10 protein-coding genes are annotated in these 15,046 nt (G+C 72.6%); 6 read left to right on the top strand and 4 right to left on the bottom strand.

What is annotated here, in order from left to right:
* Nucleotides 1–191: 191 nt before the first annotated feature.
* Entirely contained in the window at nt 192–1,286 is a 1,095-nt protein-coding gene (locus BLW82_RS40850; RefSeq protein WP_371131453.1) for a LacI family DNA-binding transcriptional regulator, read from the top strand.
* On the opposite strand, the gene BLW82_RS40845 is transcribed toward BLW82_RS40850, so the two are convergent.
* Nucleotides 1,252–2,811: an FAD-dependent monooxygenase gene (locus BLW82_RS40845; protein ID WP_093507245.1), complete on the bottom strand. Its 1,560-nt coding sequence runs from the start codon at nt 2,809–2,811 to the stop codon at nt 1,252–1,254. The two genes, BLW82_RS40850 and BLW82_RS40845, sit on opposite strands and share 35 nt — an antisense overlap.
* A gap of 181 nt (nt 2,812–2,992) precedes the next feature.
* Between BLW82_RS40845 and BLW82_RS40840 the strand changes: the two genes are divergently transcribed.
* The 3 genes from BLW82_RS40840 (at nt 2,993) to gap (ending at nt 5,484) form a co-directional block, all read left to right on the top strand.
* Nucleotides 2,993–3,358: a low affinity iron permease family protein gene (locus BLW82_RS40840; RefSeq protein WP_093507243.1), complete on the top strand. Its 366-nt coding sequence runs from the start codon at nt 2,993–2,995 to the stop codon at nt 3,356–3,358.
* 64 nt (nt 3,359–3,422) lie between these two features.
* Nucleotides 3,423–4,379: a GlxA family transcriptional regulator gene (locus tag BLW82_RS40835; protein ID WP_093507241.1), complete on the top strand. Its 957-nt coding sequence runs from the start codon at nt 3,423–3,425 to the stop codon at nt 4,377–4,379.
* Nucleotides 4,380–4,488: 109 nt separating this feature from the next.
* Nucleotides 4,489–5,484, top strand: coding sequence for a type I glyceraldehyde-3-phosphate dehydrogenase (gap, locus tag BLW82_RS40830; RefSeq protein ID WP_093507239.1), 996 nt, complete (start codon nt 4,489–4,491; stop codon nt 5,482–5,484).
* Between the two features lie 421 nt (nt 5,485–5,905).
* Here gap and BLW82_RS40825 read toward each other — a convergent pair whose 3' ends face one another.
* Nucleotides 5,906–7,150 (bottom strand): ThuA domain-containing protein, encoded by a 1,245-nt coding sequence (locus BLW82_RS40825; RefSeq protein ID WP_093507237.1) that lies wholly within the window; start codon nt 7,148–7,150, stop codon nt 5,906–5,908.
* 201 nt (nt 7,151–7,351) lie between these two features.
* Here BLW82_RS40825 and BLW82_RS40820 point away from each other — a divergent pair, with 201 nt between their 5' ends.
* The gene (locus BLW82_RS40820; protein WP_093507235.1) at nt 7,352–8,296 is read left to right on the top strand and encodes a D-2-hydroxyacid dehydrogenase family protein; all 945 of its coding nucleotides are present in this window, start codon (nt 7,352–7,354) and stop codon (nt 8,294–8,296) included.
* 120 nt (nt 8,297–8,416) lie between these two features.
* On the opposite strand, the gene BLW82_RS40815 is transcribed toward BLW82_RS40820, so the two are convergent.
* Together BLW82_RS40815 and BLW82_RS40810 are read right to left on the bottom strand one after the other, a co-directional pair.
* Nucleotides 8,417–9,934 (bottom strand): hypothetical protein, encoded by a 1,518-nt coding sequence (locus tag BLW82_RS40815; RefSeq protein ID WP_093508550.1) that lies wholly within the window; start codon nt 9,932–9,934, stop codon nt 8,417–8,419.
* Nucleotides 9,935–10,171: 237 nt separating this feature from the next.
* On the bottom strand, nt 10,172–12,640 hold the full coding sequence (locus tag BLW82_RS40810) for a SpoIIE family protein phosphatase (protein WP_093507233.1): 2,469 nt from the start codon (nt 12,638–12,640) through the stop codon (nt 10,172–10,174).
* A gap of 213 nt (nt 12,641–12,853) precedes the next feature.
* Between BLW82_RS40810 and BLW82_RS40805 the strand changes: the two genes are divergently transcribed.
* Nucleotides 12,854–14,947, top strand: a complete 2,094-nt coding sequence (locus BLW82_RS40805; protein WP_093507231.1) for a SpoIIE family protein phosphatase — start codon at nt 12,854–12,856, stop codon at nt 14,945–14,947.
* The last annotated feature ends 99 nt before the right edge of the window (nt 14,948–15,046 follow it).

The following is a 15,046-nucleotide window of genomic DNA, read 5'->3' as shown; positions in this document are numbered from 1 at the left end:
TAAACATCGACGCGGCATGTTCACGTGAACATCGCCTCCGCGAGCCCGCCCGCGGAATCTCCGCGGGGGCTGGTCACGGGGCGATGTTTACGTAAACTCGAAGGCGTCGGAATCGTGGCACCCGCTCCTGCGGCCGTCAAGGTTCGCGTTCCCGACTTCCCGTGCATGAAGGAGAATTGAGGGGTGGGGCGATGGGCCTGAACGAGCCGGGGCAGCCGGTCGCGCCGGCCGTCGGCGGTGCCCGGCGGGACGGCTCCGGGCTGCCCGGCGGACGCCGCAAGCAGCGTGTCTCCATGGCGGACGTCGCCGAACGCGCGGGTGTCTCCTCACAGACGGTCTCGCGGGTCTCCAACGGGCATCCCGGGGTGGTCGGTTCCACCCGGGAGCAGGTGCTGGCCGCGATGCGGGAGCTCGGCTACCGGCCCAACAGCGCGGCCCGCGCCCTGCGTTACGGCCGCTTCAACACCATCGGCGTGATCCTGTTCAGCCTGTCCTCCACGGGCAGCAGCCGCACTGTCGAGGCGATCGCCACGCATGCGGCGGCCGAGGGCTACGCGATCACGCTCATCCCCATCGACGTGGCCACGCAGGACAACGTGCTGGGCGCCTTCACGCGGATGGGCGAGTTGGCGGTGGACGCCGTGATCGTCATCATGGAGATCCATCTGCTGGACACCGCCACCGTGCAACTGCCTCCCGGCGTCCATGTGGTGGTCGTGGACTCGGACGCCGGGGACCGCTACGGCGTGGTCGACACGGACCAGGCGGACGGCGCGCGCGGGGCCGTACGGCATCTGCTGGATCTGGGCCACCGGACGGTGTGGCACGTGGCAGGTCCCGAGTCCTCGTACGCGGCCCAGCGCCGTGCCCAGGCCTGGCGGGCGGTGCTGGTGGAGGCCGGGTGTCCCGTTCCGGGGCTGCTGCGCGGCGACTGGTCGGCCGAGTCCGGTTACGCGGCGGGGCTCGCGCTCGCCGAGGAGGCGGACTGCACGGCCGTGTTCGCGGCCAACGACCAGACGGCCCTGGGCCTGCTGCGCGCCTTCCACGAACGGGGCCGGTCCGTGCCCGCGGAGATCAGTGTGGTCGGTTTCGACGACACTCCGGACGCGGCCTTCTTCATCCCGCCCCTCACCACCGTCCACCAGGACTTCGCCGAGGTCGGCCGCCGCTGCGTGGCGGGCGTCCTGCGCCAGATCCGCACCGGTGACGACTCCCGCCCCGGCACCGACCTGGTCCCGGCCCGTCTGGTGGTCAGGGGGAGCACCGCTCCGCCGCGCACGACGTGACGGCGGTCAGGGCCGCGCGCAGGGCCGGGCCGGACGGCTGGGGACCCTCCCAGCGGGCGGCGACGTGGCCGTCGGGGCGGACGAGCAGCGCCCCGCCGTGCAGGCTCAGGCCGTACCGGTCGGCGTGGTCGCCGGGCAGCGGTTCGACGTGCAACGGCCAGGGCCCGGTGGCGTGTTGCCGCCAGGGTCCGGGGTCCGGCGTCAGGACGGTGAACCACTCCCCGAGCGCGTCGAGCGTGGAGCGGTCCGGGGTGAGCCAGTGGTGGGGCAGGCGGTGGCCCGGCCGCGCGGTGGGCACGTACTCGGTGCCGGGGACCTCGGGGCGCGCGTGGACTGCGGCGGAGTCGTACACGGTGCCGAGAACCAGGCCCAGCTGTGCGAAGTACCTTTCCGACCAGGGCAGTTCGACCGGTGCCGAGGAGCCGCTGCGCAACTGCTCCTTGCGCAGGTTCTGCACCTGGAGCAGGAGGTGGGTGTTGGCGACCGCCTGGCGGAGGGTCTCGTGGGCCACCGGCAGGCGCTCGGTCTCGTAGGTGTCCAGCAGGGCGGGTTCGGCCCAGCCCTGCAGGACGCCGGCCAGTTTCCAGGCCAGGTTGTGCGCGTCCGCGACGCCGGCGTTCATGCCGAGGCCACCGATCGGCGGGACCGCATGCGCGGCGTCGCCGGCCAGCAGGACCCGGCCCCGCCTCAGCCTCTCGGCGACGTAGGCGGTCATCGACCAGTGCTGGACCCGCACCACGTCGGCACGGACCTCGGTACCGGCGCCCAGGGCGTGCGAGACGCGGCCGGACCAGTCGGGCCGCCCGTTCCCGTCGGGCGTGGGGCCGAACCAGGCCCAGCCGCCCTCCGGGTAGAGCGGGGTGAAGGAGCCGAACGCGGTGAAGTAGACCCCGGCGGGCTGGTGGGCGCACCAGGGGGCCAGGTCGGCGTCGAACACGACGGTGGTGTACTCACCGAGTGCTCCGGGGCCGGTGGTGGCGATGCCCAGCCGATCGCGGACGGTGGAGTTCGCGCCGTCGGCGGCGACCACGTACCGGGCCCGGACGCGGGTCCGCGCGCCGCGTGCGCCGTCGGCGAGCACGGCGACGACACCTTCCGGTTCCTCCTCCAGGGCGACCAGTCCGGTGCCGAACCGCACCTCTCCCCCGGCGGCGGCGAGCAGGGTGGGCTCCAGCCGGTCCTGCGAGGTGACCACCCCGACGACCGGGCTCTCGGCGACCGCCGCGCGCACCCCGACCATCGCGGCGCCGGCGAAGTCGGGGGCGCACAGAGTGTCCCGGAAGCGCACCCGGCCGTACTCGGGTGCGAACGCGGCCGCCGTGATCCTTTCGGCGACCCCGAGCCGGCGGAAGATCTCCATGGACCGCACGTTGACGAGGCGGGCCCGCGGAAACGGGGACAGTTCCCGGTGCTTCTCGACCAGCAGGGACGGCACCCCCCAGCGCTCCAGCAGCGCCCGTGCGGTGAGTCCGACCGGCCCCCCGCCGACGATCAGCACCGGCACCTCTGCGTCCGCTCCAGGCATGGCTCCATCGTCGGGCCCCGTCCACCGCCCGCCGTCGCCGGCCGCGGGCAGCCACCCGAACGGGTTCCCATCCGCGCGGGGGCTCCGTGGCACGGCCGCGGATGAAGAGGTACGCCAGGGGGTACCCGGGCCGGAACCGTGGTGAAGGGCACCGCGCGGGCGTAGGAGTTCTCCTGTGTCCATGACGCATCCTGCCGAGCGCTCCCGCAACGGGCGGGGCTGGTTCGAACGGCTGGCCGAGGCGGCCTCGAACCTCACCAGTTCGCTGGCGTTCATGTGCTTCTGCCTGGCCCTGGTCGCCGCCTTCGTCGCCGTGCACCTCTCGGGTCTCGCGCTCAGCTGGCAGCTGCTCGTCGGGGACGTCATGACCTCCGTGAACCTGCTGCTGCTCGCCCTGCTGAAGAACTCCGAGCGCCGCGCGGAACACGCCATCCAGCGCAAGCTCGACAGCATCGCCGCCGCGCTGCTCGACCAGCGGGAGGGCGACCACCCCGTCGAGGCGGCCGAGGAGCTGCGCAGGGCGATCCGGATGGAGGAGGAGCTCTGAGCCGCCCGGCGGCCGGTGGGCGGTCCGCTCCGGGCGTGGGCCGGGTCCTCGTACTCTGTTCGATGTGTCTCCCGTCCGTCTGCATCGCGTCGCCGTCCTTGTGCTGGAGGGGGCCAAACCCCTCGACGTCGGTATCCCGGCGCAGGTGTTCACGACCCGGGCGAGCATGCCCTACGAGGTGAGGGTGTGCGGCGCGGCGCCGGGTCTGGTCACCGGCGGCGACGGGCTGTCCTACCACGTCGCCGACGGCCTCGACGCGCTGGAGTGGGCGGAGATCGTGTTCGTGCCCGGGTACCGGTTCCCGGACCGGGAGGACCCGCAGCCGGCCGTCGTCGACGCGCTGCTCGGCGCGCACCGGCGGGGCACGCGGCTGGCCGCCATCTCGACGGGGGCCTTCGCGCTCGCCGCGACCGGGCTGCTCGACGGCAGGCGCGCCACCACGCACTGGCACTACACGCGCGCCCTCGCCGAGAAGCATCCGCTGGTCAAGGTGGACGAGAACGTGCTGTTCGTCGACGAGGGCAGCGTCCTGACGTCCGCTGGCGCCGCCTCGGGGATCGACCTGTGCCTGCACATCCTGCGCGGCGACCTCGGGGTGGCCGCCTCCAACCACGCGGCCCGGCGGCTGGTGGCGGCGCCCTACCGCAGCGGCGGCCAGGCGCAGTACGTGCCGCGCAGCGTGCCCGAGCCGCTCGGCGAGCGGTTCGCGGCGACCCGCGAGTGGGCGCTGCACCGGCTCGGCGAACCGCTCGGCCTCGACGCGCTGGCCCGGCACGCGGGGGTGTCGGCACGGACGTTCTCGCGGCGGTTCGTGGAGGACACCGGGTACACGCCGATGCAGTGGGTGATGCGTGCCCGGATCGACCTGGCCCGTGAGCTGCTCGAACGGTCGGAACGCAGCGTCGAGCAGATCGCGGCCGACGTGGGCCTGGGCACCGGGGCGAACCTGCGGCTGCACTTCCAGCGCATCCTCGGCACGACGCCGAGCGACTACCGGCGCACCTTCACCAAGGGGGAGTAGGGCCGCCCGGGAGACGCCTGGCGGGATCCTTTCGAACCATGGCGTTCTCGCCGCTGTCCCGGCCGCGGACGGCCCGCGAACCTGGTGGCGTAGCGAAGGGACACCACTTATGACTCGTATCGCCGTCAACGGATTCGGCCGCATCGGACGCAACGTGCTGCGCGCCCTGCTGGAGCGGGACAGCAGCCTGGAAGTCGTCGCCGTCAACGACCTCACGGAGCCGGCCGCCCTCGCGCGGCTGCTCGCCTTCGACTCCACGGCCGGCCGCCTCGGCCGCCCGGTGAGCGTCGACGGGGACGTCCTCGTGGTCGACGGGCGCCGCATCAAGGTCCTCGCGGAGCGCGAGCCGGCGCAGCTGCCCTGGGCCGAGCTCGGCGTGGACGTCGTGCTGGAGTCGACCGGCCGCTTCACCTCGGCGAAGGCGGCCCGCGCGCACCTCGACGCGGGCGCCCGGAAGGTGCTGGTCAGCGCGCCGTCGGACGGTGCGGACGTCACGCTGGCGTACGGTGTGAACACCGACGCGTACGACGCGGAGCTGCACACGATCGTCTCCAACGCCTCGTGCACGACCAACGCGCTCGCGCCGCTGGCCGCCGTCCTCGACGAACTCGCCGGGATCGAGCACGGGTTCATGACCACGGTGCACGCCTACACGCAGGAGCAGAACCTGCAGGACGGCCCGCACCGCGACCCCCGGCGGGCCCGTGCCGCCGGTGTCAACATCGTGCCGACCACGACGGGCGCCGCCAAGGCGATCGGTCTGGTGCTGCCGAACCTCGACGGGAAGCTGTCGGGCGACTCGATCCGGGTGCCGGTGCCGGTGGGCTCGATCGTCGAGCTGAACACGACCGTGTCGCGTGACGTGACGCGCGACGAGGTGCTGGCCGCGTACCGCGCGGCGGCCGAGGGGCCGCTCGCGGGCGTCCTGGAGTACTCGGAGGACGCGCTGGTGTCGTCGGACATCACGGGCAACCCGGCCTCGTCGATCTTCGACTCGGCCCTGACCCGCGTCGAAGGCCGCCACGTCAAGGTGGTCGCCTGGTACGACAACGAGTGGGGCTTCTCGAACCGGGTGATCGACACGCTCGAACTGCTGGCGCGCTGACCGGCCTTGACAGGTCGGGAGCGGTCGGCCGCCGGCCGGGTGGCCGACCGCTCCGCGCCGTACGTCGGACGGCGGCACCGATCACCGCCGTGACCACGGCGAGGACGAGCGAGGGCAGGAAGCGACAGCGGGAGCCGGGTCAGGCCGGTCCCGGCTGCCGTCCGCGCGGCGCCTGCGCGGCGGGTTCGGCCGGAATCACCGTTTCCGCGGGCCACTTCTGTCGGGGCCGGCGCTTCGGACCGCATACCGACGTGCCGCCTGCGGAGCTGCCCTTGGACCTGCAACCCGGGGTGAACGGCGCTGTCGCCTGCCCCCGTCCCCCGCTCTCCGGACGGCACCGTGGCGCCGTTCTCGACGCATACGTGAAACGCGGGCACGCCGTGTGCCGGCGTGCCCGCGTCCCACCCGAGTGCCGGGTGTGTCAGGACGGGAGGGTCCAGTTCTGGTTGGCGGCTCCCGAGCAGGTCCAGATCTGCAGCCGGGTGCCGTTGGCCGAACTCGGGCCGGTGGCGTCGAGGCACTTGCCCGACTGCGGGTTGACGAGGGAGCCGTTCGAGCCCGCCCGCCAGACCTGTGAGCCCGTGCCGTTGCAGTCGTAGAGCTGCACCTTGGTGCCGTCGGCGGTTCCGGCGCCGGTCACGTCCATGCACTTGCCGAGGGCGCTGAGGGTTCCGGAGCTGCCGACCGTCCAGTTCTGGGCGCTGGTGCCGTTGCAGTCGTAGAGCTGGACGGCGGTGCCGTTGGCGGTGGCCGCGCCCGCGACGTCCACGCACTTGCCGCCGTACCCGTGGATCGGGCCGGTGGCGCTGGTGGGCGGGGTGACCGGACCGGACTGGCCGGCCGCCCACTTGATCTCCTGGAGCAGGAGCTGGTTCTGCTGGGCGCTCGCGAACGTCGACGACAGCGTGGTGTTGGTCGAGTAGTCCATCGCGTTGTGGCCGAAGTTGTTGTAGACCATCTTGTAGTTGCGGTTGGACCAGACGATCGGGTAGTAGCCGCTGTACCAGGTCTGGTTGGGGTCGGTGCCGACCGGGAACGTGGACGGGGCCAGCGAGGCGAGGATGTCGATGGCCGGGTTCTGCCGCAGGTCGTTCTGCCAGCTGTACCACTCGCTCACCGAGGACGTGATGGTGGACGGGAGGTTCGCGGTGGCCGGGTGCGAGGGGTCGTCGATCTGCAGTGTCTCCTGGGTCGGTCCCCAGGAGTTGCTCCTGAAGGTGCCGGTGCCGAGGAAGGTGTTGTGGTACCAGGGCCAGTCGCTGGTGTCGTCGTTGTACGCCGAGACGTGGAAGCCGATGAACCCGCCGCCGTTCGCCATGTAGGTCTGGAAAGCGGCCTGCTGGGACGCGGTGTGGGGATAGTTGTCGAGGAACATGACGACCTGGTAGCCGGCCAGGGTGGAGGCGTTGAGCCGGCTCCAGTCCGTGGTCGCGGTGTAGGTGAAGCCGTTCTGGGCGCCGGCCTGCGGGAACCAGCTGTTGGCCTCGTGGTCGAAGCTGATGTGTGCCGCGTCGTACGTGCCGTCGTAGAAGGCGATCACGTTGACGGGGGTGGCGGCGTGGGCGTCGTGGGCGGGACCGGCCTGGATGCCGAGCACGACGGCGACCAGGGCGAAGAGTCTCAACAGGGTACGGGGCCAGGCGAGGTGCGGGCGGGGGGTGAGCATGCGGGGCCTTCCTCATACGTGACCGTCGGATACATATGCGGGTGAGCCGCATTGAAGGCCCCGGGGTGCGTACATGTCAATGGTGCAGACCAATCCGGTTACGGTCCGGAGATCCGCGGGCCACGTGCCGCACGTGATGGCCCCCTCCACGCGCCTCGGGTGACACCCTGAAGATCGGGGCCGAGAGCGAGAGGGATACGGATGAGGATCGCGATCCTGGACGACTATCAGGGCGTGGCGCTGAGCCTGGCGGACTGGGATTCGCTCCACGCCGACGTGCACGTCTTCTCCGACGCCTTCGGCGGCGAGGACGAAGCCGTGGCGGCGCTCGCCGACTACGAGGTGGTCGTGGCGATGCGCGAGCGGACCCCGTTCCCCGCGTCGGCCCTGGAGCGGCTGCCGCACCTGAAACTGCTGGTCACCACCGGGCCCGTCAACGCGGCGATCGACGTGGACGCCGCACGCCGGCTGGGGATCACGGTCTGCGGCACCGGCTACTTCTCCTACCCGACGGCCGAACTCACCTGGGGTCTCATCCTGTCCGCGGCCCGGCTGATCCCCCAGCAGGTGGATTCGGTGCGGCGGGGCGGCTGGCAGCAGGGACTGGGGACGAGTCTGCGGGGCGCCACCCTGGGGGTGCTGGGCCTCGGCCGGCTGGGGACGGCGGTGACGGAGGTGGGGCGCGCCTTCGGTATGCGGTGCATCGCCTGGAGCCAGCACCTGACACCGGCGGACGCGCAGGCGAAAGGGGTGACCTACGTGGCACGGGACGAGTTGTTCGAGCGCTCCGACGTGCTGAGCGTCCACGTCGTGCTCAGCGAGCGCACCCGGGGTCTGGTCGGCGCCCGCGAGCTGGGCCTCATGAAGCCTACGGCGATCCTGGTGAACACCTCCCGCGGGCCCGTGGTGGACGAGGCGGCGCTGATCGGCGCACTGACCGAGGGCAGCATCGCCTCCGCGGCGCTGGACGTCTTCGACCGCGAGCCACTGCCGCCCGGCCACCCGCTGCGTACCCTGCCGAACGCCGTGGTGACCCCCCACATCGGCTATGTGAGCCGGGATCTGTACGAGGTGTTCTACCGGGACGCGGTCGAGGACATCGCGGCCTGGCGGGCCGGGACGCCGGTGCGCACCCTCACGGGCTGAGTGCACCGCGTCCGTACACCTGGATCCGCTCAGCCGGCGTACGGCATCACCTTGACGGTCCTGCCCCGGCTGTCCGTCTCCTTCACGGCCGCGGCGCGCCGCGCCGCGGCACGAGCCCGCTCAGTAGGTGGACCCCAGCGTCTGCGTCGTGTAGGCGCACTCCGTGTAGACGTAGCCGTAGCGCAGCTTCGCGGTGTCGGAGCCGGGGGTGGCCGTGCTGTCGTTCTGCGGCTTGTGCACGAAGTACGTGGTGCCGGGCGGGAGGCTGATCGTGCGCTGCGGGTAGTTCTTGCCGCTGTCGCTGCACGGTTCCCAGCCGCTGATCAGCGGGCTGGCGAACGAGTACGCCTTGCAACTCCCGCACGCCTTCAGGGTGAAGCTGCCGGTGACCGGGCCCGTGTACAGGACGGTGATGTCGTCGGGACTGTCGTTCTTGACGGTCACGGAAATGCCGCCGCCGGAGGCGGTGGTGGGCAGCTTCTTGCCGGCGGCCGGGAGGGTCTGGGCGACCTCGGCGCCGATGGCGATCTTGCGGGCGCGGTCGCGGTTCTTGGCGTGCGGGTTGTCGCTGACGAACTTCCCCAGGGTCTGCTGTGCCTGCGCGTAGTCACCGTCCTGGTACTGCTTGACGCCGCACTGGTACTCCCCCGCGTCGCCGCTGCGGCCGGCCCGGCCGGCGACCTTGGTCAGACCGTCGGCCTGGGCGCCGGACCCGTTCGACAGCTGGACGATCTGTGTGGTGAGCGTGCCCAGCTGTGCGACGGCGCCGCACGGGTCCTTCCCGGAGACCGCCTTCGCCGCCTTCGTCTCGGCGGCGTCCACGGCGGGTACGACCTTGGCGGCCTGGGCGGAGTCGGGGAAGGTGCTCAGCAGGTCGCCGAACTGGGTGACCCAGTCGGTCCCGCCGTCGGCGAGGCCCTTCGCCCCGCACTCGTACAGCGAGGTGGCCAGCCGGTCGTCGGGCCAGTGGGCGAGCGTGCCGAGCAGGTCCTTCGGCATGGAGTCGGGCACGGTCCGCAGGAACTGCAGCGGTGCGACGGCCGAGCAGTAGTCACGGTGGCTGTAGGCGGCCGCGACCGTCGTGTAGTAGGTCTTCAGGCGGTCGGGGACCTGGGCGGCGGCGCGCGAGCCGGAGTGGTGGACGGCGAGGTCACGGTAGACGGCGAGGGCGCTCCGGTAACCGGACCTGGCCGTGCCGAAGTCCTGCCCGGCCGCCACGCTCACCTGACGGTCGGCGCGGTCGAGACGGCCGAGGAGGGCACGTTCGACGGCCTCGTGCTGTGCGCTGTCGTACCAGAGCGCGCCGCCCACGGGGACGGCGAGCAGGGCGATGCCCAGCACGAGCGCGACGGGCCGCCGTCCCGGCCATGCCAGGCGGGTGCGCAGGCCGGCGAACCAGCCGTGGACGGCGGCCGCCAGGAGGAGAACGGCGTAGAGGACCAGCGCGGTTCCGGGCACGCCGTCGGCGTCCGCGGGCAGGGCCATGAGCAGCAGGACCGCGGTGGCGGCCAGACACACGGCCAGCGCAATCCGTCTTCGCAGCAGCAGGTAACCGAGGCCGAGGCCGCTGAGGTTGAGCAGGGCGACGGCGGTGGCGCGCAGGGCGTCCGGCGGGGTGGGCGGCGGGGCCGACGGCATGGGCGGCACGAACGGGCCCGCAGTCGGGAAACCCGGGGCCGGGGCGGCCTGGCCGGGGAACCCCTGGTGCGGCGAGCCGTGATCGGGCGGTCCCTGGTGTGAAGGTCGCTGGTGCGGGCCGTACGCGTCCCCGGACATGGCGGCTCCCCCAATTGCTGCCGTTTCCTTCGGAATTGATAGCGTACGGCCATACGTGCGAATGTGACAGGGGCACCAGGACGGTCGGTACCGGACCGGTCACACTCCGGGGATCTCCTGCTCGGCCCAGATGATCTTGCCTTCTCCGGTGTAGCGGGCTCCCCAGCGGTGGGCGAGCTGAGCCACCAGGAAGAGGCCGCGGCCGCCCTCGTCGGTGCTGCGGGCGTGCCGCAGCCGGGGGGCGGTGCTGCTGGCGTCGGCGACCTCGCAGGTCAGCCGGGCGTCGCGCAACAGCCGTAGCCGGATGGGCGGTTCGGCGTAGCGGATGGCGTTGGTGACCAGTTCGCTGACGATGAGTTCGGTGGTCGTCGCCAGTTCGTCATAGCCCCAGGCGACCACCTGGCGCACGGCCTCGGCGCGGACGTCGGCGACGGCCGCCGGGTCGGCCGGCACGTCCCAGGAGACGACGTTGCCGGCGCCCAGGGCGTGGGTGCGGGCCAGCAGCAGGGCGATGTCGTCGGGCTGGGGAACGGGGACCAGTTGCCGCACGGCCGACGTGCACAGCGTCTCCAGGTCGGCGCCGGGGCAGGCCAGCGCGCCGCGGAGGCGGGCCATGCCCAGATCCACGTCCTGGTCGGCGCCTTCGATGAGGCCGTCGGTGTAGAGGCCGAACAGGCTGCCCTCGGCGAGTTCGATCTCGGTGGCCTCGAAGGCCATGCCGCCGAGCCCGAGCGGCGGTCCGGCGGGGATCTCCGGAAAGTGGACGCGGCCCTCGGGTGAGACGACGACCGGTGGCGGATGTCCGGCGCGGGCCATCGCGCACCGCCGGGTCACCGGGTCGTAGACCGCGTACAGGCAGGTCGCCCCGACGAAGGTGTCCGAACTGCCCTCCGCCACCGCTCCCTTGCCCTCCTCCTCCCCCAGCCGCAGCACGAGGTCGTCGAGATGGGCGAGGAGGTCATCGGGGGGCATGTCCATGTCGGCGAGGGTCTGTACGGCGGTCCGCAGCCGGCCCATGCTCGCCGCCGCGGTGAGGCCGTGCCCGACCACGTCGCCGACGACCAGGCCGACCCGGGCGCCGGACAGCGGGATCACGTCGAACCAGTCGCCGCCGACGCCGTCCGTCGCGTCGGCCGGCAGGTAGGAGGAGGCCACCTCCAGGGCCGTGCCGCCGGTCAGGGCCTGGGGCAGGAGGCTGCGCTGGAGGGTGACGGCAGCCGTGTGCTCCCTGGTGTAGCGGCGGGCGTTGTCGACGCAGACGGCGGCGCGCGCGACCAGTTCCTGCGCGAGCAGGACGTCGTCGGGCTCGAAGGAGATCGGGTTGAGCGAGCGGGCGAACGTGGTGAGACCCAGGACGGTGTTGCGCGCCCGCATCGGGACCGAGATCAGGGTGTGCAGTCCGAAGTCCCGGATGCGGGCGGCCCGCGCGGGCTGTTCGAGGGCCCACTGGCGGTCGTCCGGGTCGAGTTCGGGGACGAGGACCGGCTCGCCGCTGATGAGCAGGTCCACGCCGTGCGGCGGGGGCAGGAAGTCGACCTGGTCGCCGATCCCCGCCACGGCCTCGGGGCTGCCCTCCCGGACCGTGCGCAGCGCTGCGCGCCGCATCACCGCCCGGTCGGGGGCCGGGCCGGCGTCGGGCAGCCAGGTGCCGTGTCCCTCGTTGCTGAGGACGGGCTCCAGGAGGTCGACGATGACGAAGTCGGCGAAGCGCGGGACGGCGAAGTCGGCGAGTTCCTGCGCGGTGCGCAGGACGTCGAGGGTGGTGCCGATGCGGGTGCCGGCCTCGTTGACGAGCGACAGCAGCTGCCGGGCGTTCCAGCGTTCGGTGACGTCCGAGACCAGGTAGCAGACGCCGGTCACCGTGTCGTCGGGGTCGACGAGCGGAAAGAACGACGTCGAGTAGGCGCGCTGGCGGTGCGGGTCCGACCAGCTCCAGCCGAGGTACTCGTAGTCGGTGACCGGCTCCCTGGTCGTCAGCACCTTGCGCATCAGGCCTTCGATGGTGGTGCCCTGCAGGCCGGGCAGCAGCTCGCTGAGCCGGCGGCCCAGGCGCTGCTCGCGGGGGACTCCGCCGAACTGCTCCAGGGTGTCGTTGAGCCAGACGTACCTCAGGTCCAGGTCCATCACTGCCATCCCGATCGGTGACCGGGTGAGGAACCCGTCGAGGACGGACTGGCCCACCGTCCACTGCGGGCGCTGCTCGCGCGCCGAGACCAGGAAGCACTCGGCGCCGCCGATCCGGAAGGCCGCGGAGACCCGCAGGTCGACGACGACGCTGCGGCCGTCGAGGTGCCGCAGCGGGACGAGGCCGCTCCACCCCATGCCGGAGCGGCAGCGCTCGGCGACCCCGGCGGCCCGGGCCGGGTCGACGCGCTTGGCGAGCAGCCGCACGGCGGGGCTGCCCAGCATCGTGACGGCCGGATGGCCGAGCAGCGCCTCGGCGCCACGGGTCCACCCGACCACGTCGCCCTCTGCCGACAGCACCGCCGCAGCGTCACTGGCGGCGTCCAGCAGGCCGTGCGGCCTCACGGTGGTCGACACGTCGAAATCTTCTCGCGGAGAATCCATTGGATACATCCTGTACGTCCCCTCATGTTCCCGCTTGTCCACCCGCTGCGCACCGGCCCTGGCGGGGACCGCGACGGGCGCCTGGACACGGTGCGTGAGACCGGGCGGAGCGGGGCACTCGGTCTGGAGTTGGGGCGAGCCGCACCCCGGGGGCAGCATGGAAGGGCCGTTTGCAGCGGCATCGGCCCGGCGGCCGGTGGAGGTGGTTGAGGGATGGCGGTGGACTCCCTGCGGTCCGGTGACGCCGAAGGTTCCGGCGGCTCCCGCAGCGCCGATTACGGCTCTGCCCTACCGCGCCCGACCGGCCTGCTGGACGTGCTGAGCGTGGCCGCGGTGGCGCTGGACGTGCAGGGCCGGATCGTGTTCTGGACCCCGCAGGCCGAGGAACTGTTCGGCTACACGTCCGAGGAGGCCCTCCGCAAGAACGCGGCGCGCCTGCTCATGCAGCCGGAGCATCTGAAGTCCGCGGTGAAGGTCTTCACGGACGTACTGGAGACCGGGCACAGCTGGGCCGGCGCGTTCCCGGTCCGGCACAAGGACGGCAGCACCCGGCTGATGGAGTTCCGCACCATGCGGCTCCTTGACGACCTCGGCGACACCTACGCCTTGGGCATCGTCGCCGACCACACCCTGCTGCAGCGGCTGGAGACCGACCTGGCGCTGTGCGAGCGGCTGATCAGCCAGTCCCCGATCGGCCTGGCCCTGCTCGACCCCGATCTGCGCTATCTCCTGGTGAACCCGGCGCTGGAGCGGATCGACGGCGTCCCCGCCGAGGAGCACATCGGTCGCCACCTGCGGGAGACGCCGCTGCTGCCCGACATCGACACCGTCGAGTCGGCGCTGCGCCAGGTGCTCACCACGGGCACGCCGCTGCTCGACCAGTACCACGTGGGACGTACACCCGCCGACCCGGAGCACGAGCACGCCTGGTCGCTGTCGTTCTACCGGCTCGAGGACCCCGGTGGCCGGGTCCTGGGCGCCGCGACCTCGGTGGTCGACGTGACGGAACGGCACCGCGCGGCCGCCGAGGCCGACCGGGCCCGGCGCCGCCTCGCCCTGATCGCCGACGCCTCGGCCCGGGTGGGCACCTCGCTGGAGGTGGAGCGCACGGCGCACGAGCTGGCCGAGATCGCCACCCCGGTGCTCGCGGACGTCGTCGCGGTGGACGTGCTGGACGCGGCGCTGGCCCTGCGCCGCTCGCGCCGCCCCGACAACGGCCCGGAGCTGTTCCGCGCCCTCGCCCTCGAGGCCGCCCATCCCACGGTCGCCCTGCGGGCCGCCGACACGCCCGGTGACCTCGCCTCCTACGACGGCGACCGGCTGGTCACGCTGTGCGTGCACACCGCCCGCCCGGTGCTGGTCCCGCGGGTCGGCAGGCAGGACCTGCCGCGCATCGCCCGCAGTCCGGAGGCCGGGGCGCTGCTGGAGGAGGCGGGCGTGCACTCCTACCTGGTGGTGCCGCTGATCGCGCACGGGGAGGTGCTGGGTGCCCTCGACCTCAAGCGGACCCGCAATCCGCTCCCCTTCGACGAGGACGACGTCGTCCTCGCCACCGAGCTGGCCGGGCGTGCGGCCGTGGCCATCGACAACGCCCGCTGGTTCCAGAGCGTGCGCAACACCGCCCTCACCCTCCAGCGCAGCCTGCTGCCCGACCACCCGCCCGAGCACACCGGCCTGGAACTGGCCTCCCGCTACGAGCCGGCGCAGGCGACGAGCGAGGTGGGCGGCGACTGGTACGACGTGATCCCGCTGTCGCAGGACAGGACCGCGCTGGTCGTCGGCGACGTGATGGGCAACGGCATCGACGCGGCCGCCACGATGGGCCGGCTGCGGACCGCCACCTGCGCCTACGCGGACCTGGAGCTGCCCCCGGACGCGGTGCTCAAGCACCTCGACCGGATCACCTGCGACCTGGAGCACTACATCGTCACCTGCCTGTACGCGGTGTACGACCCGCACACCAGGAGCTGCGAGATCGCCAACGCGGGCCACATGCCGCCCGCGCTGGTGCACTCCGACCGTCCGCCGGCTCTCCTGGAGCTGCCGCCCGCCGCCCCGCTCGGCGTCGGCGGCATCGCCTTCGGGACCACCACCATCGGCTTCGACCCGGGGGACCTGCTGGTCCTGTACACCGACGGCCTGGTCGAGACCCGCCGCCACCCCATCGACGACCGCCTCGAGGTCCTCCTCGGCTTCCTCGACGAGCCCCACCGCCCCCTGGAGGAGACCTGCGACCTCCTCCTGCACGGCCTCCGCCACCCCGACGACCACGACGACGTGGCCCTGCTGGTGGCCCGGGCCCTCTGAAGCGCCCCGATACAGCCCCCGCAGTTCAGCGCCCCGAAGGAGGGGCCGCGGGGGTGCCCCCGGCCGAAGGCTGGGGGAGGAACCGCGCGACCAGCCGCG

Origin of the sequence: Streptomyces sp. Ag109_O5-10 (genome assembly GCF_900105755.1) — a bacterium.
In the GTDB taxonomy this organism is placed as follows: Bacteria; Actinomycetota; Actinomycetes; order Streptomycetales; family Streptomycetaceae; genus Streptomyces.
This window is presented reverse-complemented; position numbering and strand designations above follow the sequence as displayed.

Excerpts from the sequence above, each read along its gene's own strand:
- gap (WP_093507239.1), top strand. The coding sequence starts at position 4,489 with ATGACTCGTATCGCCGTCAACGGATTCGGCCGCATCGGACGCAACGTG.
- BLW82_RS40825 (WP_093507237.1), bottom strand. The coding sequence starts at position 7,150 with ATGCTCACCCCCCGCCCGCACCTCGCCTGGCCCCGTACCCTGTTGAGA.
- BLW82_RS40845 (WP_093507245.1), bottom strand. The coding sequence starts at position 2,811 with ATGCCTGGAGCGGACGCAGAGGTGCCGGTGCTGATCGTCGGCGGGGGG.
- BLW82_RS40820 (WP_093507235.1), top strand. The coding sequence starts at position 7,352 with ATGAGGATCGCGATCCTGGACGACTATCAGGGCGTGGCGCTGAGCCTG.
- BLW82_RS40850 (WP_371131453.1), top strand. The coding sequence starts at position 192 with ATGGGCCTGAACGAGCCGGGGCAGCCGGTCGCGCCGGCCGTCGGCGGT.
- BLW82_RS40805 (WP_093507231.1), top strand. The coding sequence starts at position 12,854 with ATGGCGGTGGACTCCCTGCGGTCCGGTGACGCCGAAGGTTCCGGCGGC.
- BLW82_RS40815 (WP_093508550.1), bottom strand. The coding sequence starts at position 9,934 with ATGCCGTCGGCCCCGCCGCCCACCCCGCCGGACGCCCTGCGCGCCACC.
- BLW82_RS40810 (WP_093507233.1), bottom strand. The coding sequence starts at position 12,640 with ATGGATTCTCCGCGAGAAGATTTCGACGTGTCGACCACCGTGAGGCCG.
- BLW82_RS40840 (WP_093507243.1), top strand. The coding sequence starts at position 2,993 with ATGACGCATCCTGCCGAGCGCTCCCGCAACGGGCGGGGCTGGTTCGAA.